The 24,265-nt window shown below is 72.1% G+C and carries 26 protein-coding genes; 9 read left to right on the forward strand and 17 right to left on the reverse strand.

The features are described from left to right. Nucleotides 1–46 precede the first annotated feature (46 nt). On the reverse strand, nt 47–820 hold the full coding sequence (locus ACGF12_RS21110) for an SseB family protein (RefSeq protein ID WP_393032002.1): 774 nt from the start codon (nt 818–820) through the stop codon (nt 47–49). A 101-nt stretch (nt 821–921) separates the two neighbouring features. On the opposite strand from ACGF12_RS21110, the gene ACGF12_RS21115 reads away from it, so the two are divergent. The 3 genes from ACGF12_RS21115 (at nt 922) to ACGF12_RS21125 (ending at nt 3,774) form a co-directional block, all read left to right on the forward strand. Then, a complete protein-coding gene (locus ACGF12_RS21115; RefSeq protein WP_393032005.1) occupies nt 922–2,133 on the forward strand; it encodes an alanine racemase in 1,212 nt (403 codons plus the stop codon). 62 nt (nt 2,134–2,195) lie between these two features. After that, nucleotides 2,196–2,609 (forward strand): hypothetical protein, encoded by a 414-nt coding sequence (locus ACGF12_RS21120; protein ID WP_393032008.1) that lies wholly within the window; start codon nt 2,196–2,198, stop codon nt 2,607–2,609. A gap of 244 nt (nt 2,610–2,853) precedes the next feature. Then, a complete protein-coding gene (locus ACGF12_RS21125; RefSeq protein ID WP_393032011.1) occupies nt 2,854–3,774 on the forward strand; it encodes a lytic polysaccharide monooxygenase in 921 nt (306 codons plus the stop codon). A gap of 139 nt (nt 3,775–3,913) precedes the next feature. Here ACGF12_RS21125 and ACGF12_RS21130 read toward each other — a convergent pair whose 3' ends face one another. From ACGF12_RS21130 to ACGF12_RS21150, 5 genes are all read right to left on the reverse strand, one after another. Beyond that, nucleotides 3,914–5,134: a DUF2510 domain-containing protein gene (locus tag ACGF12_RS21130; RefSeq protein WP_393032014.1), complete on the reverse strand. Its 1,221-nt coding sequence runs from the start codon at nt 5,132–5,134 to the stop codon at nt 3,914–3,916. A 108-nt stretch (nt 5,135–5,242) separates the two neighbouring features. Then, a complete protein-coding gene (locus ACGF12_RS21135; RefSeq protein WP_393032017.1) occupies nt 5,243–6,028 on the reverse strand; it encodes a 3-oxoacyl-ACP reductase in 786 nt (261 codons plus the stop codon). Between the two features lie 7 nt (nt 6,029–6,035). Beyond that, a complete protein-coding gene (locus ACGF12_RS21140; RefSeq protein ID WP_393032082.1) occupies nt 6,036–6,113 on the reverse strand; it encodes a hypothetical protein in 78 nt (25 codons plus the stop codon). A 7-nt stretch (nt 6,114–6,120) separates the two neighbouring features. Then, nucleotides 6,121–6,369, reverse strand: a complete 249-nt coding sequence (locus tag ACGF12_RS21145; RefSeq protein WP_393032019.1) for an aldehyde dehydrogenase family protein — start codon at nt 6,367–6,369, stop codon at nt 6,121–6,123. 6 nt (nt 6,370–6,375) lie between these two features. After that, nucleotides 6,376–7,761 carry a glutamine synthetase family protein gene (locus ACGF12_RS21150; RefSeq protein ID WP_393032022.1) on the reverse strand — a complete coding sequence of 462 codons (1,386 nt, stop codon included), beginning with the start codon at nt 7,759–7,761 and terminating at the stop codon, nt 6,376–6,378. A gap of 155 nt (nt 7,762–7,916) precedes the next feature. Between ACGF12_RS21150 and ACGF12_RS21155 the strand changes: the two genes are divergently transcribed. Continuing rightward, on the forward strand, nt 7,917–8,660 hold the full coding sequence (locus tag ACGF12_RS21155; RefSeq protein ID WP_393032025.1) for a gamma-glutamyl-gamma-aminobutyrate hydrolase family protein: 744 nt from the start codon (nt 7,917–7,919) through the stop codon (nt 8,658–8,660). Nucleotides 8,661–8,767: 107 nt separating this feature from the next. On the opposite strand, the gene ACGF12_RS21160 is transcribed toward ACGF12_RS21155, so the two are convergent. The 5 genes from ACGF12_RS21160 to ACGF12_RS21180 are packed head-to-tail and all read right to left on the reverse strand — an operon-like array spanning nt 8,768 to nt 14,351. Further along, nucleotides 8,768–9,514, reverse strand: a complete 747-nt coding sequence (locus ACGF12_RS21160) for an SGNH/GDSL hydrolase family protein (protein WP_393032028.1) — start codon at nt 9,512–9,514, stop codon at nt 8,768–8,770. Between the two features lie 18 nt (nt 9,515–9,532). Beyond that, nucleotides 9,533–10,774 carry a beta-ketoacyl-[acyl-carrier-protein] synthase family protein gene (locus ACGF12_RS21165; protein ID WP_393032031.1) on the reverse strand — a complete coding sequence of 414 codons (1,242 nt, stop codon included), beginning with the start codon at nt 10,772–10,774 and terminating at the stop codon, nt 9,533–9,535. Beyond that, complete coding sequence (locus ACGF12_RS21170) at nt 10,771–11,013, reverse strand: acyl carrier protein (RefSeq protein WP_393032034.1); 243 nt, start codon at nt 11,011–11,013, stop codon at nt 10,771–10,773. Before ACGF12_RS21170 ends, ACGF12_RS21165 begins: the two co-directional genes overlap by 4 nt. Nucleotides 11,014–11,032: 19 nt before the next feature. Further along, a complete protein-coding gene (locus tag ACGF12_RS21175; protein ID WP_393032037.1) occupies nt 11,033–12,469 on the reverse strand; it encodes an MFS transporter in 1,437 nt (478 codons plus the stop codon). A gap of 7 nt (nt 12,470–12,476) precedes the next feature. Beyond that, nucleotides 12,477–14,351, reverse strand: a complete 1,875-nt coding sequence (locus tag ACGF12_RS21180; RefSeq protein ID WP_393032040.1) for an acyl-ACP desaturase — start codon at nt 14,349–14,351, stop codon at nt 12,477–12,479. A gap of 277 nt (nt 14,352–14,628) precedes the next feature. Here ACGF12_RS21180 and ACGF12_RS21185 point away from each other — a divergent pair, with 277 nt between their 5' ends. Beyond that, nucleotides 14,629–15,741: a cation diffusion facilitator family transporter gene (locus ACGF12_RS21185; RefSeq protein WP_393032043.1), complete on the forward strand. Its 1,113-nt coding sequence runs from the start codon at nt 14,629–14,631 to the stop codon at nt 15,739–15,741. A 57-nt stretch (nt 15,742–15,798) separates the two neighbouring features. Beyond that, on the forward strand, nt 15,799–16,701 hold the full coding sequence (locus tag ACGF12_RS21190) for a 5'-3' exonuclease H3TH domain-containing protein (RefSeq protein ID WP_393032085.1): 903 nt from the start codon (nt 15,799–15,801) through the stop codon (nt 16,699–16,701). A 118-nt stretch (nt 16,702–16,819) separates the two neighbouring features. Here the strand turns inward: ACGF12_RS21190 and ACGF12_RS21195 are convergent, their stop codons facing one another. Then, nucleotides 16,820–17,239, reverse strand: coding sequence for a hypothetical protein (locus tag ACGF12_RS21195; RefSeq protein WP_393032046.1), 420 nt, complete (start codon nt 17,237–17,239; stop codon nt 16,820–16,822). A gap of 131 nt (nt 17,240–17,370) precedes the next feature. Between ACGF12_RS21195 and ACGF12_RS21200 the strand changes: the two genes are divergently transcribed. Next, nucleotides 17,371–17,766 (forward strand): hypothetical protein, encoded by a 396-nt coding sequence (locus tag ACGF12_RS21200; RefSeq protein ID WP_393032049.1) that lies wholly within the window; start codon nt 17,371–17,373, stop codon nt 17,764–17,766. A 329-nt stretch (nt 17,767–18,095) separates the two neighbouring features. On the opposite strand, the gene ACGF12_RS21205 is transcribed toward ACGF12_RS21200, so the two are convergent. From ACGF12_RS21205 to ACGF12_RS21225, 5 genes are read right to left on the reverse strand one after another with little or no spacing between them, the layout of a single operon-like run. After that, on the reverse strand, nt 18,096–19,190 hold the full coding sequence (locus ACGF12_RS21205) for a radical SAM protein (RefSeq protein ID WP_393032052.1): 1,095 nt from the start codon (nt 19,188–19,190) through the stop codon (nt 18,096–18,098). A gap of 13 nt (nt 19,191–19,203) precedes the next feature. After that, nucleotides 19,204–19,737, reverse strand: a complete 534-nt coding sequence (locus tag ACGF12_RS21210) for a class IV adenylate cyclase (protein ID WP_393032055.1) — start codon at nt 19,735–19,737, stop codon at nt 19,204–19,206. After that, entirely contained in the window at nt 19,724–20,332 is a 609-nt protein-coding gene (locus ACGF12_RS21215; RefSeq protein WP_393032058.1) for a hypothetical protein, read from the reverse strand. The genes ACGF12_RS21210 and ACGF12_RS21215 overlap by 14 nt, the downstream gene beginning before the upstream one ends. A gap of 23 nt (nt 20,333–20,355) precedes the next feature. After that, the gene (locus ACGF12_RS21220) at nt 20,356–21,300 is read right to left on the reverse strand and encodes a hypothetical protein (protein WP_393032061.1); all 945 of its coding nucleotides are present in this window, start codon (nt 21,298–21,300) and stop codon (nt 20,356–20,358) included. Then, nucleotides 21,297–21,917, reverse strand: coding sequence for an ATP-binding protein (locus tag ACGF12_RS21225; RefSeq protein WP_393032064.1), 621 nt, complete (start codon nt 21,915–21,917; stop codon nt 21,297–21,299). The genes ACGF12_RS21220 and ACGF12_RS21225 overlap by 4 nt, the downstream gene beginning before the upstream one ends. A 192-nt stretch (nt 21,918–22,109) precedes the next feature. Here ACGF12_RS21225 and ACGF12_RS21230 point away from each other — a divergent pair, with 192 nt between their 5' ends. After that, nucleotides 22,110–23,486: a Tat pathway signal protein gene (locus tag ACGF12_RS21230; protein WP_393032067.1), complete on the forward strand. Its 1,377-nt coding sequence runs from the start codon at nt 22,110–22,112 to the stop codon at nt 23,484–23,486. A 41-nt stretch (nt 23,487–23,527) separates the two neighbouring features. Next, nucleotides 23,528–24,016, forward strand: coding sequence for a TrmO family methyltransferase (locus tag ACGF12_RS21235; protein ID WP_393032070.1), 489 nt, complete (start codon nt 23,528–23,530; stop codon nt 24,014–24,016). The last annotated feature ends 249 nt before the right edge of the window (nt 24,017–24,265 follow it).

Below are 24,265 nucleotides of genomic sequence, written 5' to 3' on the forward strand. Positions count from 1 at the left end.
GAGCACCCCCGAAATTTCGGGGGTGCTCGCCCAAGGAGTTTCCGGGCTACCGCCGGTACAGCGGCTCCCCCGGCAGCTGCGCGCTCGCCGGGAGCACCGCGAGGTCCAGCCCCCGGTCCAGCCGCACCCGCAGCACCGGGTCCCCGGCCACCGCCCGGCCGACCCGCTGCGCGGCCTCCTGCAGCCCCGCCTGGTCCAGCGCCGGGTCGAACACCACCGCGAGCACCCCGTCCGAGTCCTCCGACGGCGCCAGCAGTCCGCTGACCACCTGCGGCTCGGCCGCCAGCAGCGCCCGGACCGCCTCGCGCACCTCCGGGTCCGTCACCGGCGGCAGGTACGGGCGGTTCTCCGCCAGCGCCCGCAGCCGGGCGCCGGTCAGCAGGAAGGGCACCGGCCCGGCCGGGTCGATCAGCAGGGTGTCGGCACGCTCGGAGAAGGCGAACATCGCGGCCTGCGGGGCCGCCGTCGGTGCCGGGCGGGCGTCGGCCCGCCAGCGGGTGAGCGTCTCCAGTGACGTGAAGGCCGGCAGCGCGCGGCGCCCGTCCGGGGCCTCCAGCACCGGGACGGCCATGTCGCTGCTCTTGTCGTGCTTGTGTCCGTGCTCGTCCACCTCGACCTCGCCGAGGAGGGCGACGATCGGGACCATCAGCCGGGTCGGGGTCAGCGCCGCCAGCACCTCGGGCTCGGCCGTACGGTCCTGCGACCAGCGGGCGAGGGCCGCGGCCAGTGCCGGGTCCGCCGTGCCGTCGTCGTCGGAGAAGCCGGGATTCGGGATGCTCTTGCCGACGAACGCCGGGTTGGAGAAGTCTTTGCGGTCCACCCGGCCGACCCTATGCCACCGCGGGCCACCGCGGGCCACCGCCCGCATTTCCCCGCACGCGCCCCCTACCCACCGGTAGCGCCCTGTGGCACCCTGCGCGCATGGTCATCCTCGATGCACCCGCCCCCGTCTCCGACCGCCACCGCTACGACCGGGCCACCGCCCACCTGGACGGGCCGGTGGCCGTCGTGGACCTCGCCGCCTTCGACGCCAACGCCGCCGACCTGGTGCGCCGGGCCGGCGGGAAGCCGATCCGGGTGGCCAGCAAGTCGCTGCGCTGCCGGGCGCTGCTGGAGCGGGCGCTGGCCGTGGACGGCTTCCTCGGGGTGATGAGCTTCACCCTGGGCGAGTCGCTCTGGCTGGCCCGTACCGGCGTGCGCGACGTCCTGCTCGCCTACCCCTCCACCGACCGGGACGGCTACGCCGAGCTGACCTCCGATCCGGAGCTGGCCGGCGGGATCACCGTCGTCCTGGACGACCCGGCCCAGCTGGACCTGATCGACAAGGCGCGCTCCGGCGACGCCGAGGTGCGGGTCTGCCTGGAGCTGGACACCGCGCTGCACCTGCTCGGCGGGCGGGTCCGGGTGGGCGCCCGGCGCTCGCCGCTGCGCACCCCGGAGGAGCTGGGCGCCTTCGCCGAACTCGTCCGGCGCCGCCCGGGCTTCCGGGTGGTCGGCCTGATGGCGTACGAGGGGCACATCGCCGGGGTGGGAGACCGGGTGCCGGGACGGCCGGTGCGCTCGCAGCTGATCCGGCTGATGCAGGGCCGGGCCCGGGCCGAGCTGGCCGAGCGGCGCGCGGCGGCGGTCCGGCGACTGCGCCAGGTGGCCGAGCTGGAGTTCGTCAACGGCGGCGGCACCGGCAGCGTGGAGTCCACCGTGGCCGAGCAGGCCGTCACCGAGGTCGCGGCCGGCTCCGGGCTGTACCAGCCGCAGCTGTTCGACAACTACCGCGTGTTCCGGGGCCGTCCGGCCGCCCTGTTCGGCCAGCCGGTGGTGCGCCGCCCCGGGGTCGGGGTGGTGACGGTGCTCGGCGGCGGCTACCCGGCCTCCGGCGCGGCCGGACCGGACCGCTCGCCGGTGCCGTACCTGCCGCCGGGGCTGCGCTACGACCCGATGGAGGGCGCCGGCGAGGTGCAGACCCCGCTGCTCGGCTCGGCCGCGGACGACCTGCTGATCGGCGACCGGGTCTGGTTCCGGCACGCCAAGGCGGGCGAACTGTGCGAGCGCTTCGCGGAGTTGCACCTGATCGAGGGCGACCGGATCGTCCGCACCGTGCCGACCTACCGGGGTGAGGGGAAGGCCTTCCTCTGACGCTTCGTCCGCCTTTGCCCTACCGTGGTGCCGACAGCAGCGAGGGAACACGGAGGAGGCTCATGGACGGCGAACTCGTGCAGGAGATGGTGAGGTCCGGGGCGACTTCCGTGGCCGGCCTGATGGCCACGGCCGCCTGGAACCAAGCCAGTTCGCGGATCGCCCGACTGTTCGGGCGCGGCGAGCGGGACGAGGAGGCGAGCGCGGAGCTGGAGGTGATCCGCGCCGAGGTGCTGGAGGCCGACGGCGACGAGGAGGTCCTGGCCGACCAAGCCGCGGCCCTTCGCAACCGGCTACGCACGCTGTTCCGGACAGACCCGCAGGCGGCCGAGGAACTCTTCGACATCCTCGCGGAATTCGCCCCCGGGCGCTTCCACAAGACGGACGGCGGGACGTACATCATCAACAAGATCGAGAGCGGGACCTACAACGAGACCGTGATCCAGGCCGGCATCATCCACAACATGCAGCGCTGACCTTTCTCCAGTCTTAACCAGGCCCGATGGAATGGCTAACTACCGCCTTCCGTCGGGCCTTTGCGCTGCTCATGGGCCTACAGTCAGTCAACAAGCGGTCCAGGAACGGCTATTGCGCTTTGGTCCAGACCAATCCTACGCTCTGACCGGGGCCCGCGATCCGGGCCGGGCGGCCCCCGAACGGGCAGGCGTGTCCGCTCTCCCCCACACCCGCCCGGAACGACGGTCAAGGAGTCCCCACCCCATGTCCATCAAACGAAGTGCCCTGTCCGTCGGCGTGGTCGGCGCCGCGGTGCTCGCGGTGGCCGCGACCACCGCCGGTACCGCCAGCGCCCACGGCACGATGACCAACCCCGTCAGCCGAATCGCCGCCTGCTACGCCGAGGGCCCGGAGCACCCGGTGTCGCAGGTCTGCAAGGACCTCGTCGCGGCGAGCGGCACCCAGCCGCTGTACGACTGGAACGAGGTCAACATCGCCAACGCCGCCGGGAACCACCAGGCGCTGATCCCGGACGGCAGGCTCTGCTCAGCCAACCGCGACAAGTACGCGGCGCTGGACTGGCCGCGCACCGACTGGCCGGCCACCCCGGTCAGCGCGGGCAACTTCACCTTCCAGTTCCGCACCACCGCGCCGCACGTCGGCACCCAGACCGTCTACGTCACCAAGCCGAGCTACGACCCGACCAAGCCGCTGAAGTGGTCGGACCTCGACCCGACCCCGGTGGCCCAGGTGCAGGTCGACCGCACCGCCGTCAACGGGTACTACACCTACTCGGGCACCCTGCCGCAGCGCACCGGCCGCCAGCTGCTGTACATGATCTGGCAGCGCAGCGACAGCCCGGAGGCGTTCTACAGCTGCTCCGACGTCGACTTCGGCACGCCCACCGCCGCGGGCACCCCGGCCGTCTCCTCGCTCGCCGCCCCAGCCGCGCCCGGCGACGCGCAGATCGCCGCCGACGCCCCCAGGTCCACGGTCGCCCACCACGGCCACGGCGGGGACCCGAACGCCCCCGCCGGCCAGCCGATCCCGACCACCTCCGCGGCCGTGGCCGGCGCCTCGGCCACCGGTCCGCTGCTGCTGGCCGGTGCCGCCGCGCTCGGCGTCGGCTGGGCGGGCATGGTGCTCCGGCGCCGTCGCGTCGAGGCTGTTCGACGCGACTCCTGACGCCGGACACGGGGGTGGGCCGGCCCACCCCCGTCCGGTCCGGTTCCGCGGCTCCGTCGAGGAGCCGGGGTGAACGGCGGCGGCCCACCCGGGAGGGATTCCTCCCGGGTGGGCCGCCGCGGTGTGAGGAGCGGGGGGCTCAGGTGGTCTCGGTGCCCGAGCCGTCGGGGCTGCCCGAGCCGTCGGTGCCACCAGAGCCGCCAGAGCTGCCCGAGCCGCCGGAGCCGCCGGAGCCGCCGCCCGGCATCCCCGGCACTCCCGGGAGGCCGGGGAAGGACGGGAGCTTGCCCTTGAAGTCGGCGATGCCCTTGACGATGGTGTCCATCACGGCGACGTCCGGCGCCTTGTCGGCGATGTCGAAGCCGAAGTGCACCGCGACCAGCGCCTTGCCGTCGGTGGACGGGAAGACCACGGTCTGCACGTAGCCGCTGTTGCCCTTGGCCGCGTCCACCTTCCAGCGGACCAGGTAGCCGTCCTGGCCGTTGACCTTCACGGCCTCGGACTTGAGTTCCTGGTGCCCGGTGGTGTCCCCGTACGACTCCTTGGCGGCCTTCTCGACGTCCGCCTTGGCCGCCGCCTGGACGTCGGTGCCGCCGCCGTCGATCCGGCCGGTGGTCACCCCGCCGAGGGTGCACTGGCTGCTGCCGTCCGCGCAGGTGTACGAGCCGGTGGTGATCTCGGCGTAGCCGTCCGGGGTCTGGTCGGCCTGCCAGCCGGAGGGGACCGGCAGGGTGAGCTTGTTCACCAGGTCGACCGCCTTCCCGGCGCCCGGCTTGGACTTCCCGCTGCCGCCGCCGTTTCCGCCGCCACCGCTGCCACCGCTGCCACCGCTGCCACCGCTGCCACCGCTGCCACCGCTGCCACCGCTGCCGCCACCGAAGCCCGGGAGTCCGCCGAACGGCCCCGCGTTGCCGTTCGGCGCAGGCAGCTGCCGGGCGCTGCGCTGGGTGCGGTCCTTGTCGTGGCCGTCCATCGCGAGATAGGTGATCCCCGAGCCGGCGCCCAGCCCGAACAGGGCCGCGACAGCGGTCGCCACCACCAGCTTGGAGGGCTTGCGCCAGGCCTTGCGCGGCGGCTTGGCGGGCTCGCCGTACGAGCCGTAGGCGGCACCGAAGGGCGGCGGCTCCGGGTAGCGGACCGTCTGGCCGCTGTCCAGGACCTCGCCCTCCAGCACCGTGGGCTGCTCCACCGCTCCCGGCCCCGGAGCCGCGGCGGCCGGACGCTCCGGCTGCGGGGCGTCCGAGGGTGCGGGCCGGGTGTCGGCCGTCCAGCCCTGCCCGTCCCACCAGCGCTGCGGCCTCGGGTGGCTGGTGATGTCCTTCGGATCCGGGTACCACCCGGCTGGAATCTGCTCGCTCACACCACAGAATCTAAAGGCAGCCGGATAAACGCGAAATCAGGGCAGCGGCCAATTGCCGCAGTTTTCGATGAAATTACAGTGAGAAGCCGCCGACGGCCCACCGATGGCCTAGCGCGGGGTGACGTACGCCCCGGAGATTCCGCCGTCCACCAGGAACTCGCTCGCGGTGATGAACGAGGAGTCGTCGCTGGCCAGGAAGGCCACCGCGGCGGCGATCTCCTCGGCCCGGGCGAAGCGGCCGAGCGGGATGTGCACCAGCCGGCGGGCCGCGCGCTCCGGGTCCTCGGCGAACAGCTCGCGCAGCAGCGGGGTGTCCACCGGCCCGGGCGACAGTGCGTTCACCCGGATGCCCTCCCGGGCGAACTGCACGCCCAGCTCGCGGGACATCGCCAGCACCCCGCCCTTGGAGGCGGTGTACGAGATCTGCGAGGTGGCCGCGCCCATCCGGGCCACGAAGCTGGCGGTGTTGATGATCGAGCCCCGCCCGTGCCGGCGCATGTACGGCAGCGCGGCCTTGCAGCACAGGTAGACCGAGGTCAGGTTGACCTCCTGGACCCTGCGCCAGGCGTCCAGGCCGGTGGTCAGGATGGAGTCGTCCTCGGGCGGCGAGATGCCCGCGTTGTTGAAGGCGACGTCCACGCTGCCGTAGGTCTCGTACGCCTCGTCGAACAGCGCCTCGACCATGTACGGGTCGGTGACGTCGGTGTGCACGAACAGCCCGCCGACCTCCTTGGCGGCCGCCCGGCCGGTCTCCTCGTCCAGGTCCGCGCAGACCACCTTGGCGCCCTCGGAGGCGAGCCGACGCGCGGCGGCCAGACCGATCCCGCTGCCCGCCCCGGTGACCACGGCGGTGCGGCCGACCAGGCGGCGGCAGACGATGTCGTTGTCGCGCATCGAGCTCCTACTCCTCGCTGTGAATGAAGACGTTCTTGGTCTCGGTGAAGTGGCGCAGCACGTCCGGCCTCAGCTCGCGGCCCACCCCGGACTCACCGAAGCCGCCGAAGGGCCTCCAGTTCGGGGATGTGCACCTCGACCCGGTCGGCGAACCGGCGCAGCAGCCTGGCGCGTTCACCGGGCGCCGGCGCCGCCCAGCCCGCCTGGGCCTTCACCGCCCGCTGGACGGCCGCGTCCAGCTGCTCGGCGGTGGTGTCCGGGACGGTGGCGAGCACCTCACCGATGGCGGGGTTGCGGACGGTGCTGCTGGTCGACCCGGTGCCGCCGGTCGGCTCGGTCACGACGGCTCACATCCGTTCGAAGGATCGGTAGCGCTCCCAGTCGGTGACGGCCCCGTCGTAGGCGGCCTGCTCGACCCGGGCCATGTTCAGGTAGTGCTCGACCACGTCGTCACCGAAGGCCGACCGGGCCAGCTCGCTCTCCGCCCACAACTCGGCCGCCTCGCGCAGCGATCCGGGCACCCGGGCGTACTCCTCCACCGCGTAGGCGTTGCCCAGGCAGGGCGCGGGCAGGTCGAGCTTGTGCTGCAGGCCGTACAGACCGGCGGCGATCATGCCGGCCACCGCGAGGTACGGGTTGACGTCGCCGCCGGGCACCCGGTTCTCCATCCGCAGCCCCGGGCCGTGGCCGACCACCCGGTAGGCGCAGGTGCGGTTGTCCCGGCCCCAGGCGACGGCGGTCGGGGCGAAGGAACCGGGGCGGTAGCGCTTGTAGGAGTTGATGTTCGGCGCGTACAGCAGGCTGAACTCGCGCAGCGCGAGGAGCTGTCCGGCCAGGAAGTGCCGCATGGTGTCGGTCATCCGGCCGTCGCGGTCGGCGAAGGCGGGCGCGCCCACCGCGTCGCGCAGCGACAGGTGGATGTGGCAGCTGTTGCCCTCGCGCTCGTCGTACTTGGCCATGAAGGTGAGCGCGCAGCCCTGTTGGGCGGCGATCTCCTTGGCGCCGGTCTTGTAGACGCTGTGCTGGTCGCAGGTGGTGAGGGCGTCGGTGTAGCGGAAGGCGATCTCGTGCTGACCGAGGTTGCACTCGCCCTTCGCGGACTCGACGGTCAGCCCGGCGCCCGCCATCTCGTTGCGGATCCGGGACAGCAGCGGCTCGATCCGGGCGGTGCCCAGCATCGAGTAGTCCACGTTGTACAGGTTCGCCGGGGTCAGGCCGCGGTAGCCGCCGAGCCAGGCCTGCTCGTAGGTGTCGCGGAACACCAGGAACTCCAGCTCGGTGCCGATGTCGGCGGCCAGGCCGTACTCGGCGAGCCGGGCGATCTGCCGGCGCAGCAGCTGGCGCGGGGCGGCGTCCACCGGGTGGCCGCCGTGCCGGGCCAGGTCGGCGGTGACCTGGGCGGTGCCGGGCTGCCACGGGGTCAGCCGCAGGGTGCCGAGGTCGGGGCGCATCGCGAAGTCGCCGTAGCCGGTGGCCCAGGAGGAGAAGGCGTAGCCGTCCACGGTGTTCAGGTCCACGTCCACGGCCAGCAGGTAGTCGCAGGCCTCGGCGCCCTTCTCGGCGACCTCGTCGAGGAAGAACCGGGCGGCGAAACGCTTGCCCTGCAGCCGGCCCTGCATGTCGGTGAACGAGAGCGCCACGGTGTGCACCTCGCCGGCGTCCACCAGGGTGCGCAGCTCGTCCAGGGTCAGCGGCGGCCGGGGCGGCGAGCCCGCGGCGGCGTTCTCGGGCATGGCGGAACCCTCCCCATCGATCACTCTTTGAATTCAAGCGGTCACAGCGAACCGTACGGCCTGCGGCTCGCGGGGCGGAAGAGGGCGGATGGGTGTGGCGCGCCGATATGCGTGCTTGGCAAGGGATCAGCCGGTGCGGGAGGAGAATGCGCGCCATGGATCGCAGGCCTTTGATCGGCGTCAGCACCTACCTGGTGGACGCGAGTTGGAGCGACTGGCGGGGCCGCCGGGTCGCCCTGGTGCCCGAGCGGTACACCGCGTACGTCCGGAACTCCGGCGGGACCGCCGTCCTCCTGCCGCCCGACGCCCCCGAACGCGCCCCCGAGGTGCTCGCCCGGCTGGACGGCCTGGTCATCGCCGGCGGGCCGGACATCGACCCGGCGTACTACGGCGAGCCGGCGCACCCGCTGACGGAGGTCGACTCGCCGGAGCGGGACGCCTGGGAGGTCGCGCTGCTGCGGGGCGCCCTGGCGGCCGGGATGCCGGTGCTCGGGATCTGCCGGGGGATGCAGGTGCTGAACGTGGTCTGCGGCGGGACGCTGGTGCAGCACCTGCCGGACGTACTCGACGTGGACATCCACGCGGGCACACCGGGGCACTACGGCGCACACCTGGTGCGCCCGGTGCCGGGGACGCTGCTCGGCGGGCTGCTGCCGGAGAGCGAGCTCTCGGTCCCGACCTTCCACCACCAGGCGGTGGACCGGCTGGGGACGGGCCTGCGGGTGAGCGCACTCGCGCCGGACGGGACGGTGGAGGCGGTGGAGGGACCGGGGTTCACGGTCGGGGTGCAGTGGCATCCGGAGCAGGGGGACGACCTGCGGGTGATGGCGGCCCTGGTACGGGCCGCCACCGCGGCGGCGTTCGACCCGGCGGCGCTCGACGCGGTGGCACTGGGCTGAGCTCGGGCGGGGCCTGCAACTGACTGTGGGGAAGGCGGGATTCGGGACGCGGCCTGTTGCCCCGCGCAGTTCCCCGCGCCCCTGCCGGGGTGCGGGGAACTTCACGTTCAGGCCTGAAGGGTCGAGACCGGGGACGGGAGGTGCTCGGCGGCCGCGAGGAGGACGGGGAGCATCCGCGTGGCGTGGGTGGCGTAGCCGTCGGGCGAGGGGTGGATGCCGTCGGGCCCGAGGAGGCGGTCGGCCTGGTCGCGGAACTCGGGGCCGGAGGTGGGGGCGAGGTGGGCGCCGGTGCGGGTGGCGGTGCGGATGTGGAAGCGGGCGAGGCGGCGGGAGCGGTGGTGGCCGAGCCAGCGGGCGGGGGTGCGGAAGCCGGGGCCGTAGCCGGGGTTGGGGCAGGGAACAACGACGAGTTGCCAGCCGGCTTCCCGGAGGGACCGGGCGAGGTGGGCGTGCCGGCGGGCGGCGCGGCCGAGCGGGGTGGGCAGCAGGACGTCGTTGCCGCCGACGATCAGGACGGCGATGCCGGGCCGCAGCCGGTCGGCGCGCAGGAGTTGGCGTCCGACGGCCGCCGTGGTGGCGCCGACCCGGGCGTGGACGCGCAGGTCGACGGGCCGGCCGGTGCCCTCGGCGAGGCCGGTGGCGAGCAGGGCCCCGAGGGTCTGGTCGGGGCGGTGGGCACCGAAGCCCCGGGCGAGCGAGTCGCCGAGCATCAGCAGGGTGAGCGGGTGGTCCTCGGGGGCCGGTTCGGCCGGGGCGTACCGGCCGTCGGCGACCGGGACACTCCAGTCGGTGGGCGGCCGGTGGGCCAGCAGGTGCAGGTACAGCCGGGCGAGCCGGAGGGCGGGGCGACGCATGGTGGGGGTCCTCCGGGGTCAGGCGGCGGTGAGGACGACGGCGGCGTTCTGCCCGCCGAAGCCGCTGGAGACGGACAGGGCGGTGGGGACGTCGACCGGTCGCGGCGCCTTGGTGACCACGTCGAGGTCGACGGCGGCGTCGGGCCGGTCGAGGTTGGCGGTGGGCGGGACCAGTCGGTGCTGCAGCGCGAGCACCGTCAGCGCCGCCTCGATGGCCCCGGCCGCGCCCATGGTGTGGCCGATCACGCTCTTGTTGGCGGTGACCGGCGGCGGCCGGTGGAAGACCTGCCGCAAGGCCGCCGCCTCGGCCGGGTCGTTGAGCGTGGTGCCGGTGCCGTGCGCGTTGACGTGCCCGATCTCGTGGGGTGCCAGCCCGGCGTCGGCGAGGGCCGCCCGGACGGCCCGGGCCAGGCCCTCGCCGCCGGGGTGCGGGGCGGTGAAGTGGTGGGCATCGCCGGCGGCGCCGTGTCCGGCGAGGTACGCCCGGGGGCGGGCGCCGCGGGCGCGGGCGTGCCGGGGGTGTTCCAGCAGCAGGATGCCCGCCCCCTCGCCGAGGACGAAGCCGTCCCGGTCGGCGTCGAAGGGGCGGGAGGCGCCCGCCGGGTCGTGCCGGCGGCGGGAGAGCGCGCCGAGGCGGTCGAAGGCGACGCAGGTCATCGGGGTGCGGGGGCTGTCGGTGCCGCCGGCCAGGACGAGGTCGCAGGTGCCGGCCCGGATCAGGTCGCAGCCGAGGGCGACGGCGCTGGTGCCGGAGGCGCAGGCGGTGCTGACGATCAGGCCGGGGCCGCGGGCGCCGAGGTCGAGGCTGACTTCACCGGCCGCCATGTTGGGGATGGAGCGGGGCAGCATCAGCGGGGAGACCTGGTCGGCCCGGCCTTCGGCGAGCCGGGCGTACTCGGTGGCGTAGGTGTGCACGCTGTTGGCACTGACGCCGAGGACGACGCCGACCCGGGCGCCGTCCCAGTGCGCCGGGTCGAGCCCGGCGTCGGCGACGGCCTGGCGGGCGGCGACCACGGCCATCTGGCTGAAGCGGTCGAGGCGCCGGGCGAGCCGCCCCCCGAGCAGGGCGGGCGGGTCGAAGTCGGCCAGCGGGCAGGAGAAGTCGACGGTGAGGCCGGCGAGTTCGGGGTCGGGACGGGCGGTGGGTTCGGCGCCGAGGAAGTGTTCCCAGACGGCGTCCGCCCCGGTGCCCGCCGGGGTGACCAGGCCGAGTCCGGTGACGGCGACCGCGCGCGGGCTCAGCTGACTCAGCGGGCTCAACTGGCCGATTCCTCGGCCAGGGTGGCGTCCGCGTGGGCGGCGAGTTCACCGAGGGTGCGGTCCGGGGTGATGTCGGCGACGGTGACGCCGATCCGCTCCTCGACCACCAGGGAGAGTTCGACCAGGGCGAGGCTGTCCAGGGCGAGCGAGGCGAGGGTGGCGTCGGGGGTGACCACGGCCGGGGACACGTCGAACTCGTCGACCAGACAGGCGCGGATCGTCTCGTAGGTGCTGGGCATGGCGAAGTTTCCTTTCAGCTCAGGGAATTGGGTGCTTCGAGGCCTGCGATGGCGGATCGCGGTGGAGGACCGCGGTGGCGGGCCGCCGGGGCAGTCGGGTCCAGGCGAGGACGACGCCGAGCAGGGCGGCCGCCCCGCCGACGACTGCGGCCGCCGCCAGGCCGTCGGTGAAGGCGGTCGGGTCGCCGGGGGCGGCGCCGGTGAGCGAGGTGGCCAGGACGGAGCCGAGGACGGCCACGCCGAGGGTCGAACCGACCTGCCGGGTCGCGTCGTTGAGTGCCGAGCCGACGCCCGCGGCGGTGACCGGGACGGCGCTCATCACCACCTCGGTGGCGACCGGGGCGAGCAGTCCGGCGCCGAGTCCGGACAGCCCCTCGAAGAGCAGCACCGGCCCGTCCCCCGATCCGGCGGCCAGCCGCCCGAGTTGGACGAATCCGGCAGCGATCAGCAGCAGCCCGCCGGCCGAGGGCACCCGGGCACCCAACGGCCGTGCCAGCAAGGGCCCGAGGAGCGCGCCGGTGGCGAGACCGAGGGAGAGCGGGACCATCCGCAGCCCGGCCTGCCAGGCGCTCAGGCCCCGCACCTGCTGGAGGTAGAGGGTGAGCAGGAACATCGCCCCGAACATCGCGAAGGACATCAGCGCGAGCGCGCAGGTGGCCGGCCAGACCGGTCCGCCGCGCAGCAGCCGGACCGGCACCATCGGTTCATCGCACCGGAGTTGGCGCCGGACGAAGGCCGCCAGCAGCAGTGCGGCGAGAGCGAACGAGGTGAGCACGGCGGGGCTGGTCCAGCCCCGGCCGGGCGCCTCGATGACGCCCCAGACCAGCGCGAGCAGCCCCGCGCAGGACAGCAGCGCGCCGGGCCGGTCCAGCGGCCGGGCCTCGGGGGCGCGGGACTCGGGGACGGCGAGCAGGGCCGCCGCGGCGATCGCCGCGATGACCGGGACGTTGAGCCAGAAGGCCGACTGCCAGCCGAACCGTTCGACCAGCAGGCCGCCGGCCACCGGGCCGAACACCGCGCCGACCCCGGCCACCGCCGCCCAGATCCCGATCGCCCGCTTCCGGGCGGCCGGTTCGCGCAGCACGTGCACCACGGTGGACAGGGTGGCGGGCATGAACAGGGCCGCGCCGAGCCCCATCCCGCAGCGGGCGGCGACCAGTTGGGCGGGCCCGGTACCGAGCGCCCCGGCGACGGAGGCCGCGCCGCACAGGGCCAGCCCGGCGAGGAAGGCCCGCCGCCGCCCGTACCGGTCCCCCAGCGCGCCGCCGGCCAGCACGCAGCCGCCGAGGGCGAGGGCGTAGCCGTCCACGATCCACTGGGTCTCGGCGAGGGTCGGTCCGAGGTCGGCGCGCAGGCCGGGGACGGCCACGTTGAGCACGGTGAAGTCCAGGCCGAGCAGGAAGAGCGCGGCGCAGACCACCGCGACCGCCGCCCAGGCCCGCTTCTCGGTGAGCACTGCGGCCTCAGGCCGGCAGCCGCAGCGGCTCGTCGCGCCGCCGGAAGCCGATCCGGTACAGCGTGGCGCCGCCGCGCAGGAACGTCACCTCGCTGGCCCGCAGATAGCGCCGGTACCGCCGGTAGCCCTCGGGGCCGACCAGCCGCTCGGCCCGCTCGCGGGCCCGCAGCAGCCGGGCCGACCAGGAGGCGAGGGTGCGGACGTAGTCCTCGGCCGAGGCGGTGAGGACGACCACCGAGAAGTACGGGTCGCAGGCGGCGGCGATCTCGGTCAGCCGGGGCAGCTTGGCGCTCGGGAAGACGTCGCTGCCGACGAACTCGCCGATCGGGCCGGTGCCGTCGTAGGCGCCGTCGTAGGCGATGGTCTGCAGGGACATCCGGCCGCCGGGGCGCAGCCAGCGGTGGCAGGCCTCGAAGTAGCGGGCGTAGCCGCCGAGCCGCTCGGCCCTGGTCATCCCGGCGGTGGCGAAGTGCTCGAAGGCGCCCATCGAGACGATGGCGTCGTACGGCCGCGCGGGGACGTGGTCCTCCCAGCTCTCCAGCCGGGGTTCGGCGCCGGGCAGGGCGCGGGCGGTGAGGTAGTCGTACTGGGCGGCGGAGATGGTCAGCCCGACGGCCTCGCCGATCCGGCTGTCGCGGCCCGCGTGCTCCAGCATGGCGCCCCAGCCGCAGCCGACGTCGAGCAGCCGCAGGCCGTCACCGGGGCGGGCGCCGACCAGGTCGAGGTGGTGGTCGAGCTTGGCCCGCTGGGCGCGGAGCAGTGCGGTGGCGTCCGGTTCCCCGCGTGGGATGCCGTCCCACTTGGCGGCGGTGTAGGCGAGGGTCTCGTCCAGCCAGAGGGCGTAGAAGTCGTTGCCCAGGTCGTAGTGGAACGCGATGTCGGCGGCGCTGGTGCCGGCCGTGGTGATGGTCATGGGGGTCCTGTTCGTGGGGTCCTGGGAGGCGCCGGCCCGGCGGGCGCGGACGGCGAGGGCCTGGGCGCGGCGTTCGACGAAGCGGGCGGCCCGGGCGTCGGTCCACTCGACGTGTGCGGTGATCCGGTCGCGGGCCCGCTCCCCGGCGGGACCGAGCCCGGTCAGGTCGTTCACCTTGAGGGCGCGCAGCAGCGGGACGAGCACCTCGTCGTGGTGCACCCGCAGGTCGTAGACGCCGGCCACCGCGATCTCGGCGGCCATCCGGCCGAAGCCGGGCATGGCCTGGCCCGGCATGGCGAAGTCGCGGATCGTGGCGTCGAGCGTTTCGAGCACCTGGTCGGCGTCCAACTCCAGGGCGGTGCTCAGGAGTTCCCGGTAGAAGATCATGTGCAGGTTCTCGTCCTGGGCGATCCGGGCGACCAGCCGTTCGCAGACCGGGTCGCCGCTGAGCCGCCCGGTGTTGCGGTGGCTGACCCGGGTGGCGAGTTCCTGGACGGCGGCGTAGGCGATCACGCCGAGGGGTCCGTCGGGCTCGGGGACCCCGCCGGTGCCGAGGTGGACCATCCGGGCGCGTTCCAGGGCGACCGGGTCGACGGCGCGGGCGGCGTGCAGATAGCCGCGGAGGGCGGCGGCGTGCCGGTCCTCCTCGGCGGTCCACTGGTGCAGCCAGGCGCCCCAGGCGCCGTCCCGGGAGGTCCGGCTGGCGGTGATCCAGTGGTAGCCGGGCAGGTTGTCCTCGGTCAGCAGGTTGACGACCAGGGCGGAGCACACGGCCGGGGCGAGCGCGGACTGCTCCGGGTGCCAGGGCTCGCCGCCGAGCGGGCCGTCGAAGTCCCGGCCGAGGCTCCAGGGGACGTACTGGTGCGGGAACCACTCGCGGGACGTCGCGAGATGGCGGCTCATCAACTCTTCGGCGGTCGGTTCGAGTTCGGAGAGCCAGCGGAGGGAGTCCGCGGTAGCGATCTTCACGGGCCGTGATCGTCGCGGACCGGCACATGGCCGCGCAAGCTCGCCTCACCCGTTCAGGTGACCGCAGATCGCGGCCCTGACCTGGGCACATGCCGCGGGCAACCCGCCCACGGGCCGGGCCGACGCGAGGCATGTGAGCGGCAATCGGGTGCCGACTGAACGGCAACGACAACGGTCACCAGTACAGCCTTTGGATCTTTGTCGATTCTGCGGTTCACTTCGAGTGCGGGGCGATCGCACCGCGTCACCTCCACCCGTGCGTCCAGAGAGGACTTCGATGGCCGGGCACGAGCGTTCCCACAATGATCATGCGCATGACCACCAGAACTCGCACGGACACGGCGGGCACGGGCACGGGCACGGACACGGCGGGCACGGGCACGGGCACGGACATGGCGGACACGGACACGGTGGCCACGGCGGCCATTCGCACGGCGTCTCCGCCGACGCCGACCGCCGCTGGCTGGTCAGCGCCCTCGCCCTGATCGTCGTCTTCATGGCCGGCGAAGTCGTGGTCGGCTTCGCCGCCCAGTCGCTGGCCCTGATCTCCGACGCGGCGCACATGCTCACCGACGCCGCCTCGATCGTGCTGGCCCTGGTCGCCATGCGACTCGCCGCCCGCCCGGCCCGCGGCGGCTACACCTACGGGCTCAAGCGCGCCGAGATCCTCTCCGCGCAGGCCAACGGCGTGACGCTGCTGGTGCTGTCGGCCTGGCTGGGTTACGAGGCGATCACCCGGCTGATCGAGCCGCCCGCGGTCACCGGCTCGCTGGTGCTGATCACCGCGCTGATCGGGATCGTGGTCAACCTGGCCGCCGCCTGGTGCATGTCGAAGGCCAACCGCAGCTCGCTGAACGTCGAGGGCGCCTTCCAGCACGTCCTCACCGACCTGTACGCCTTCATCGCCACCGCCGTCGCCGGTGCGATCATGCTGACCACCGGCTTCGCCCGGGCCGACGCGATCGCCTCGCTGATCGTGGTCGCGCTGATGCTCAAGGCCGGCATCGGGCTGGTCCGCGACTCCGGACGGATCTTCCTGGAGGCCGCCCCCGCCGGGATCGACCCGGACACGGTGGCCGACCGACTGGTCGCCGAGCCGCTGGTCGAGGAGATCCACGACCTGCACATCTGGGAGATCACCTCCAACCAGCCGGCCCTGTCCGCCCACATCCTGGTCACCCCCGGCGGCGACTGCCACGCCGTCCGGCGCTCGCTGCAGCGCCGGCTGGCCGAGGAGTACGGCATCACCCACAGCACCCTCCAGGTCGACCACGTCGGCGAGGACGATGCGGGCGCGCTGCTCCAGATCGCCGCCCCGGGCGATTCGGCCGCCGAACACTGCGCCGACGCGCACGGCCCGGTGCACCGCGCCGGCCCGCACGAGCACTGAGACCGCTCTTCGTCGTCGCGGTGCGGCATGATCTGACACGTGACCGCACCGCGACTGATGCTGCTCGACTCCGCCAGCCTGTACTTCCGGGCCTACTTCGGCGTACCGGACACCCTGCGCTCCCCGCAGGGTGAGCCGGTCAACGCCGTCCGCGGCCTGCTGGACTTCATCGCCCGGCTGGTCCACGACCACCGCCCCGACGAACTCGTCGCCTGCATGGACGCCGACTGGCGCCCCCAGTGGCGGGTGGACCTCGTTCCCTCCTACAAGACCCACCGGGTCGCCGAAGCCGCCGAGGACGGCGAGGAGGAGGTGCCCGACACGCTGGCCCCGCAGGTCCCGGTGATCGAGCAGGTGCTCGATGCCCTCGGCATCGCCCGGGTCGGCTCCCCCGGCTACGAGGCCGACGACGTGATCGGCACCCTCACCGCCCGCGCCGAGGGCCCGGTGCAGATCGTCACCGGCGACCGCGACCTGTTCCAGCTGGTCGACGACGCCCGGCGGATCACCGTCCTCTACCCGGTCAAGGGCATGGGCAACCTGCAGGTCACCGACGACGCGCTGCTGCTGGAGAAGTACGGCGTGCGCGGCGCCCAGTACGCCGACATGGCCGCCCTGCGCGGCGACCCGTCCGACGGCCTGCCCGGCGTCAAGGGCATCGGCGAGAAGACCGCCGCCCAGCTGATCAACGAGTACGGCGACCTCGCGGCCATCCGCGCCGCGGCGCTGGACGTGGGTTCCAAGCTCACCCCGGCCCGCCGCCGCAACATCGTCGAGGGCGCCCCCTACCTCGACGTCGCCCCCACCGTCGTCCGGGTGGCCCAGGACGCCCCGCTGCCCGACTTCGACCCGGCCCTCCCCCAGGAGCCGCTCGACCCGATGACCCTCGAACACCTCTCCACCCGCTGGGGCCTCGGCACCTCCCTCGACCGCGTCCTGGAGGCCCTGACCGCGCGCTGAACGTGAGGAAGGGCCCGCACGTCGCGACGACGCGCGGGCCCGGGGTCCGGCATCACACGACGGCGGGTTCTTGGCTTGTCCGCCTCCGCCGTCGCCACCCGAGACTCGGTATCGAAGGTCATGGGGATTGGGTTGGCGACGTGCCTTGCGGCGTGGCGCTGGTTCCTTGACCCGCACTGCGGCCGCTGTGGCGAGTGGCCGACTCCGTGCTGCCGGCTTTGGGATCGAGGCGACGGTTCAGAACCTTTACGATCTCGGCGGAGAGGGACTCCGCGAGCACGGGTGCGAGAGCTTCCGCCAGCGCAGTGGCGAGGGCCTGGGCGAACAGCATCCGCTCGAGTTCTGACACCTGGGGGGATGCCGGCTGAGCCATGGTCGCCACGGCAGACTCGATCAGGGCCGCCACGAGTGGGTCCTTGCCGTATTTTTTTGCGGTTTTCTGCGGGATCCCCATCTCCCGCATCATTTCCTCGAACGCTTCATCGACAAATGCCTGCACGGGATCCCGTTCTGGCCCTTCGCCGGACTCGGCTGGCATGCTGCTCTCCTCGGATACTCGGGTTGACGGGGCAGGGCCCGCACTCCCGGGCCGACCGGTACGGCCGCAGGAGTGCAGGACCCTTTTCGCGGTGCTTCCTAGCGGCGCATGAGAGCGGCCAGTACGAGGGGGTGCTCGATGATGCTTTCGCCACCCTCCTCGCGGCGGCGGCGCATGAGGGCGGCCAGTACGAGGGGGTGCTCGATGATGCTTTCGCCACCCTCCCTGCGGCGGCGGCGCATGAGGGCGGCCAGCAGGAGCGGGTGCTCGATCATGCTTTCGCCACCCTCCTCGTGACGGCGGCGGGCCAGAGCAGCCAGCAGGAGCGGGTGCTCGAAGAGGGACTCGCCACCCTCCTCGTGACGGCGGCGGGCCAGAGCAGCCAGCAGGAGCGGGTGCTCGATGATGCTTTCGCCTTCCTCGCTGTGCTCCCCGCGCCGGGCCAGCAGGGTCGCGAGCAGGAGCGGGATGGCGGACTCCTCCTGGGCTTCGGCCGTCTTCGTTTCCGCAGTGCCTTCTGCGACTGACGTCATGACTTGCCCTTTCTGCAGATGATCATGGGTTGAGGCGGTGGGATTTCGCCCTTTCGACCGCCCCTTTGACCCCCTCGGCCATCGTCAGCCCATAGTGCGCTCGCCGCACTTCGCGGACGCCCGATGACGCAGCCGGCACCCGGATGTTCGTACGGGTGAGTGAAGTCTCGAAAGGCTTCAGCAGAGCACTCCCGTCTGCCCCTTCCCGTGCACGAAGTCGGCCGTATCGACTTCCTATGCAGCCACCTGTCCATCGACATGATCAGGGTGTTGGCGAGCCCAGCCCTCTGGCGGTCGGCGACACCCACCGCGCTCCGCCCCGGTCAAGCAGCGGCACCGTACTCGCTTGTCAGCCTCCGAACTTCGGCGTCCTTGAAGGCCTGCACCTCTTCCACAATTCCGCTCTTCGGCAGCTCGGCCACGGGAACGCAGAGGTCCATCCGCTGGATGCAGACACCCACCATGTACTCCCCCTGATCGGTGAGGTAGAGGCGGATACCGTAGTAGCCCTCCTCGCAGTCCGTGTCGTTGTTGAATCGACACGAGGCGCAGGTGTCGGGGAGCCGCACGGGCAGCAGTCGCTTGACGTAGACGGCCCGGCTGCCGAGCGCCCGGTACAGGGTGCGCTCATCGGAGGTACCGGCGGTGAACGTCCGAAGCACCGGTTCCGCACCGACACGAGCCAGCACTGCGGAGATCGCCGCGACCGACTCCGGCCCGTCCTGAATGCTGGTGAGCATCCGCACGTCCGCGAACTGGCCGAACGACTCGACCAGGTTGACGACCCGGCCCACGTGGGCCATTCCGGGAACGACGATGTTCACCGAGACCTTCACGCCGTTGGAGACTGCGGCCCGGATCGTCTGCTCTGCCGCGCGGATCTTCGTCTCGGCCAGACCAGCCGACCTGAAACGCTCGGACTGAACAGCCCGGAGTTCTTCGGCGGTGGTGCCGAAGACCGAGACGTTGACCCGGTTGAGACCAGCCGCCGAGCACTCCGCCATCACCTGCCGTCCGCGCTCCCCGTTGCTGGTCATGCCGACGCTCAGGCCCATGCCGGTGAGCGAGGCGACCAGTGCGGACACCTCCGTGTGGAGGGTGGGTTCGCCGCCCGTGAGGTGCACCTCGTCGGCGTCGAACGCCCTCGCCACGGTTCGCACCGCCCGCCGGAACGGCAGGTCCGGCGCCATCCTCGCGGCGAGGAAGGCGACGCCGTTCGTCTCGCTGTAGATCGATACGCGGCCGGTCCTGCCCGGACCGGCCGCGAAGGGCAGCTCGGTGCGGCCTCGGTGGTCGGCGGTGACGGGCGTTCCCTCGTTGTGGCAGAACGTGCAGGCCAATCCGCAGTCGTCGATCACCTTGATGCGGATGGTCCTGTCGCGGACGACCCTGACCGCCGGACGGTTGGTTGCTGACAAGGTTCGTCTCCTGTCACTCGAACGTGAGCCGGGGGATCGCCTCGATATCGATCCCGTACCGGCGGTAGACCTTGGTCGTGTTCTCGCTGGTCAGCTCCTCCAAGGGGAGCTTCAGCGCGAGCGCGGTCGCGTGGACGTGTTCGGCGCTGTCGCCCTCGATCTCCAGGTACGGGGGGATCAGCGGCCAGTGGTCGATCTCGATGGCCGCGCCGCCCAGCGTCCAGGAGGACCGGCGGTTCTCCTGGTACGCCTTCGGCTGGTAGCCGAGCTTGCCGAGGAGCGTGTTCATGGCGTCGAAGTCGCCGACGCTCGTCTCCGTCTCAGTGACGCCGTCGATCGCGTCGGAGTGGATCTCCTTGACGCACAGGGTGACGTCGGAACCGGTGTCACGCAGCCGGACCCACGCACCCGGTCGGCCGGGGATGTCATAGACATAGCGGCGCTGGAATCGGTCACGCAGGTGCTCGGCGCTGGCTTCGGCCAGGCGAGCACGCATCGTCTCCGGCTCGATGTTGAGGATCTTCGCCTCGAACTCAGTCGTGGTCATGGGGAGTTTCCTTCCTCAATGCGGTACGGGCATGCGCGCGCACGATATCGGCGATGCCCCGTGCCACCTCCTCGGGCGTGCGGTCGGTGCCGTCCACCGGCAGCAGACCGAACTCCCGGTACACGCGGGAGCTTTCCGCCACGTTCGGCTCCTCCCGCTGGTGCCAGTACGTCAGCATCCCTCGTTCGGAGCGCCGATGGAGCCGCTCTTGACGGACGCGTTCGTCCACTCCCAGGAGGATCGGCACGTCCGGAACGAGGGCCTCGCTCGGGTACTCCGGTACGCAGTCGTGCCCCATCGCCCTGTGCGTGGCGATGGTGCGCGGGAAGTAGGACTCGACCACCACTGTTCGACCGGCCTCAACGAGCGCCCGGGCCTTCTCGGACTTGATGTGGTTGGCCATCATCCACCAATGGAACCGCGCCGACAGGATGCCGGCGGCGTCGACTTCCGCCCGCATGCGGGGGAACGTCGGCAATGCCCCGTCCGTAAGGTGAACGCCGTTGACGAACGCGGCGACCAGCGGGGCGACGGTGGTCTTCCCGCTCGCGCTGAGACCGTCGAGGGTGACGAAGGCTCCTCGACTCACTTCCATACGAACTCCATTCCTTGGTCGGTTCATCGCTGCCCCCAGTTCCAGGGGACTCGGTGGGCTCCACGCAGGCACGCCACTCGGTGGGCGGCCTGCCGGCGGGAGTGGGCGTCGAGGTGAGCGCGGCGCACCGTCTCCATCACCTCGGTGAGCACGATGAGGTCGCGCACGACCTGGTAGCCGGACCAGGCGCCGATGTAGGGGCGCTCCAGGGGTTGGTCCTCGTACGAGAGGTAGGTGTCGGCGTAGGTCCTGTGGTCCTCGCGCGAGCCGATGAGCTGCTCGGAGCGCCAGCGGGCGGCGACCAAGTCCCACTCCCGGTGACCGCATTGGAGCGGACGGCGCAGCAGGAGCCCGACGTGGACTCCGTCGTCGTGACAGGGGACCATGCGGAGGGCACCGAGGATGACGGCGTCCGGTGTCGGCCAGTCGAGGTCGTCCCACTCCTCACGCAACTGGGCCGCGCGCTCACGCAAGAACCAGCGGGCCGCATCGTTCAGCGGAGCGTCGTCCAAACCGTCCAGTAGTCTGCCGAACGGGTCATGCTCAGTGAGCCACGGAACCATCCTCAGATCGATCCGGTGTACGAGGGCGGTCACCCATGCGGACAGGGACGTGTCGGGGCTCGGCTTCCCAGGATCCTGCCAGAAGGTCACGGCCCTGCCGTCTGCGGACACGTGGACATCCGCGCTCCAGGGGGAGGTCACGGCGACATGCTGCTGCCGAAGGAAGTGCGCGCCCTTGATGAGCGCCCGGGCCTCGTCCGGGCCGGAGTGCACGATGGCGAGTGCGCGCGAGGCGGGCAACGACCAGAGGTGGTTCGGGCTGTCGCTGACCAGCTCGGCCCGCCGCACGTCGGCGGCCGTGACAGCACAGGCCTGTGTCAGGGCCTCGAAGGAGGCCGCGACGTCCAGCCTGCGGGCCGGGGTGGTGGTCTTGAGTAGCGTCCCGGTGCGCGCTCCGACGCTCACGGCGCGATCCTCGGGTGCGGAGTGAGCGAATGGACGGGGCGGCCGGCCGGTCCGGTCCGTGCCGGGAAGAGCGGACCGCTCTTCCCCGCTCTGGGCAGCCGGGGCCGGAGCTCCCGCGCGGCGGTGTCCGAGCGCAGCATCCCGCTCCACTGCCCGATCCGTTCGACCACGGCGGCCGCCGGCCGGACCGGATCGGGCAGCTCGATCTCGGACCAGATCTCCTTGCCACCCTCGGTAAGGCTTTCGACACCGAACCGAGACACGACCCCCATGACCAGCCTCAGGCCGCGTCCACAGGTCGCCTCGTCACTCACCGACCGGAACTCGGGCCTGCCGCCGCCCGGGTCGGTCACGGACACTCGCAGCACACCCGGGGCATACGCCAGAGAGGCGGTCAGTCTCAGGTCCGGCTGGTCGCCGCCGCATCCGTGCAGGACAGCGTTGGTGCCGAGTTCGGACAGGATGAGCTCCACGTCGTCCAGCACGTCACCGCGCTGCCGGCCGTCCAAGCCGAGACCCAACAGCGGCACGGCCGTCCGGGCCCAGCAGCGGAGCTCGCCGATCCGTTCCCGTTCAGCGGGGAACCTCGTCGTGATGATGTGTGATCCAGGCTCCATGCGGACGCCTCACTCACTCGGGGTCCGGGCTGTCGGGAGAACGTCCCTACTGCTGCCCGAACATGACGGAACATTCGCAGTGCGGCCTATGACGGCCTTGCACGAACAGCAAACCGCCCAAGTTGGCTGGGAGTAAGGTGCTGGCTACCTTCCGCTGTTAAGCCGGTTAAACGGCATCGCCAGGAGACCCCCATGGGGCGTACCCGCCAGCCCAATGAACGGCTGGGCCAGCTCATCCGGGAAACAGGCCGACCGAACGAAGCCCTCGCCCGGGCTTTGTGCGCCGTCGCGGCCAGCCGCAATGATCCGGCACGACCGAGCCGGGCATCCGTCACTCAGTGGGTCCGCCAAGGCGTCGTGCCCTCCGGGAACATCCCGCAGTACCTCGCGCAGGTGCTCACCACCTGGCTGAACCGTGACGTCACCCTGTCAACGATGGGGTTCGGAGACGAGCAACCGGATCTACGCGACTGGGGTTTGGATACGCTGAGAGCCCTGGCAGCTCTTGGACGGATCGACGTTGACGTGGAACGCAGACAGCTCCTCCGCACGCTCACGTACTCTCTCGGAGCGCTGAATATCCCTCCCGACAGTTGGTGGGACCACATGGCCCGAACGGAGAGTCGCGGCATCACACAACGCCGCGCCGGTCAGGCCGATGTGGACGCCGTCCGAGAGATGGCAGGGCTGTTCTCCCAGCTCGACCAGCGCCGTGGCGGCGGACACGGGCGCACGGCGGTCGCACAGTACCTCCTCACGGACGTCGGAGAGTTCCTCCAGGGCACCTTCTCCTCCGACCAGATTCGGCGGGACATGTTCTCCGCAGCATCCGAACTCGCCTACCTGGCAGGGTGGACGGCGTTCGACAACGGCGAGCACCCCACCGCCCAGCACTACTACACCGTCGCCGTGAAGCTGGCGGCCGAGGCCGACGACCCCGCGATGGCCGGCCACGTCCTGCGTGCCATGGCCCACCAGGCAGTCGACCTCCGAAAGCCGCACCATGCCGTCACGGTCGCCGAGGCATCCATGGCCGGCAGCCGGTACCGGCTCGCCAGCCCTCGCGAACGGTCCCTGCTCGGCGTCGTCCACGCACGCGCTCTCGCCGCTGCGGGGCGCGCCGCGGAGGCGAACGCCGCGCTTCTTCAGGCCGAGCGCGATCTGTCCGCGGCCTCGCCCGGCGACGACGAACCGGCCCGGGTGTTCTTCTTCGGCGAGGCTTCCCTGGCGCATGAGACAGCGTCGGCGCTCCGCGACCTCGGCGACTTGGAAGGTGCGGCGAAGGAGTTCGAGCGCAGCGTGGCGACGCGTAAGGCCTCTTCATTCACCAGGACTCACGCGGTGACCCTCGGTTACCTGGGCCTCGTGAAGGCCCGGCAACACTCGATCGAGGAAGCCTGCACGATCTGGTCCCGGTCGCTCGACGCCATGCAGACGGTCCGCTCCGCCCGTACCCGCGACATCGCCTTAAGTATCCGCAGTGCGCTGTCGCCCTATCGCGGACGGAAGGTGCAGGCCATCGACGCCGTCGACAGGATCGCCGCCGAATACCTGGCAGCCACCATCTGACCCGCCGTCCTGGCGCGGTCCGTTCACAGGAGGGGAAGCACGTGGGTGAGATCTTCAGCGTGGAAGCGCTCGGGCATGTTGTGGGAGGCCGTACGGAACCGACCGACGACTATTGGGGAGGGACGCGTGCCATCATCCGGCTCGACGGCGACAGGTTTCCGCTCGACGCGACGAAGGGGCTGGAGGAGTTCTCCCACCTCGACGTGATCTTCCGGTTCCACAAGACCGACCCGGCCGACCTGAACTTCGGCGCGCGCCGCCCCCGGGACAACCCGGACTGGCCCGAGGTCGGCGTGTTCGGCCACCGGAACATGCGGCGCATCAACTGGCTCGGGTCCTCCCGCTGCCGACTCGTCAAGGTCGACGGACTCGACCTGCACGTCGAGGACCTAGACGCCATCGAAGGCACGCCAGTCCTCGAAGTGAAGCCCTGGTTCGAGGAGTTCGGCCCACGCGGAGAAGTGCGCCAACCCGCGTGGACGACGGAGATGCTCCGTGACTACTTCGCCCCGGTAGACCCTGCTCACTGAGCATCTCACCTGGGGTTACCTCGTTTCTGCCCCTACCGACGGCAGAGGCGTCTTCATTCTTCGGCCCGCGCCCCAGTTCCCTGGGGCGCGGGCCTTCCAATTCCTTACGTCCATACGTCCATCAGCGCGGGCCTCAGAGGTTGGAAGCAACGCCGCCGCTTCGGCTGAGCCGAAGCGGCGGCGGGCAAGGGGGTGGGGGGTGGGGGGTGGGGGGGGGGGGGTGGGGGGTGGGGGGGGGGGGGTGGGGGG

This window comes from Kitasatospora sp. NPDC048296 (genome assembly GCF_043201815.1).
Lineage (GTDB): Bacteria > Actinomycetota > Actinomycetes > Streptomycetales > Streptomycetaceae > Kitasatospora.

Excerpts from the sequence above, each read along its gene's own strand:
- ACGF12_RS21115 (WP_393032005.1), top strand. The coding sequence starts at position 922 with ATGGTCATCCTCGATGCACCCGCCCCCGTCTCCGACCGCCACCGCTAC.
- ACGF12_RS21120 (WP_393032008.1), top strand. The coding sequence starts at position 2,196 with ATGGACGGCGAACTCGTGCAGGAGATGGTGAGGTCCGGGGCGACTTCC.
- ACGF12_RS21125 (WP_393032011.1), top strand. The coding sequence starts at position 2,854 with ATGTCCATCAAACGAAGTGCCCTGTCCGTCGGCGTGGTCGGCGCCGCG.
- ACGF12_RS21135 (WP_393032017.1), bottom strand. The coding sequence starts at position 6,028 with ATGCGCGACAACGACATCGTCTGCCGCCGCCTGGTCGGCCGCACCGCC.
- ACGF12_RS21150 (WP_393032022.1), bottom strand. The coding sequence starts at position 7,761 with ATGCCCGAGAACGCCGCCGCGGGCTCGCCGCCCCGGCCGCCGCTGACC.
- ACGF12_RS21155 (WP_393032025.1), top strand. The coding sequence starts at position 7,917 with ATGGATCGCAGGCCTTTGATCGGCGTCAGCACCTACCTGGTGGACGCG.
- ACGF12_RS21160 (WP_393032028.1), bottom strand. The coding sequence starts at position 9,514 with ATGCGTCGCCCCGCCCTCCGGCTCGCCCGGCTGTACCTGCACCTGCTG.
- ACGF12_RS21170 (WP_393032034.1), bottom strand. The coding sequence starts at position 11,013 with ATGCCCAGCACCTACGAGACGATCCGCGCCTGTCTGGTCGACGAGTTC.
- ACGF12_RS21185 (WP_393032043.1), top strand. The coding sequence starts at position 14,629 with ATGGCCGGGCACGAGCGTTCCCACAATGATCATGCGCATGACCACCAG.
- ACGF12_RS21190 (WP_393032085.1), top strand. The coding sequence starts at position 15,799 with ATGCTGCTCGACTCCGCCAGCCTGTACTTCCGGGCCTACTTCGGCGTA.
- ACGF12_RS21195 (WP_393032046.1), bottom strand. The coding sequence starts at position 17,239 with ATGCCAGCCGAGTCCGGCGAAGGGCCAGAACGGGATCCCGTGCAGGCA.
- ACGF12_RS21210 (WP_393032055.1), bottom strand. The coding sequence starts at position 19,737 with ATGACCACGACTGAGTTCGAGGCGAAGATCCTCAACATCGAGCCGGAG.
- ACGF12_RS21215 (WP_393032058.1), bottom strand. The coding sequence starts at position 20,332 with ATGGAAGTGAGTCGAGGAGCCTTCGTCACCCTCGACGGTCTCAGCGCG.
- ACGF12_RS21225 (WP_393032064.1), bottom strand. The coding sequence starts at position 21,917 with ATGGAGCCTGGATCACACATCATCACGACGAGGTTCCCCGCTGAACGG.
- ACGF12_RS21230 (WP_393032067.1), top strand. The coding sequence starts at position 22,110 with ATGGGGCGTACCCGCCAGCCCAATGAACGGCTGGGCCAGCTCATCCGG.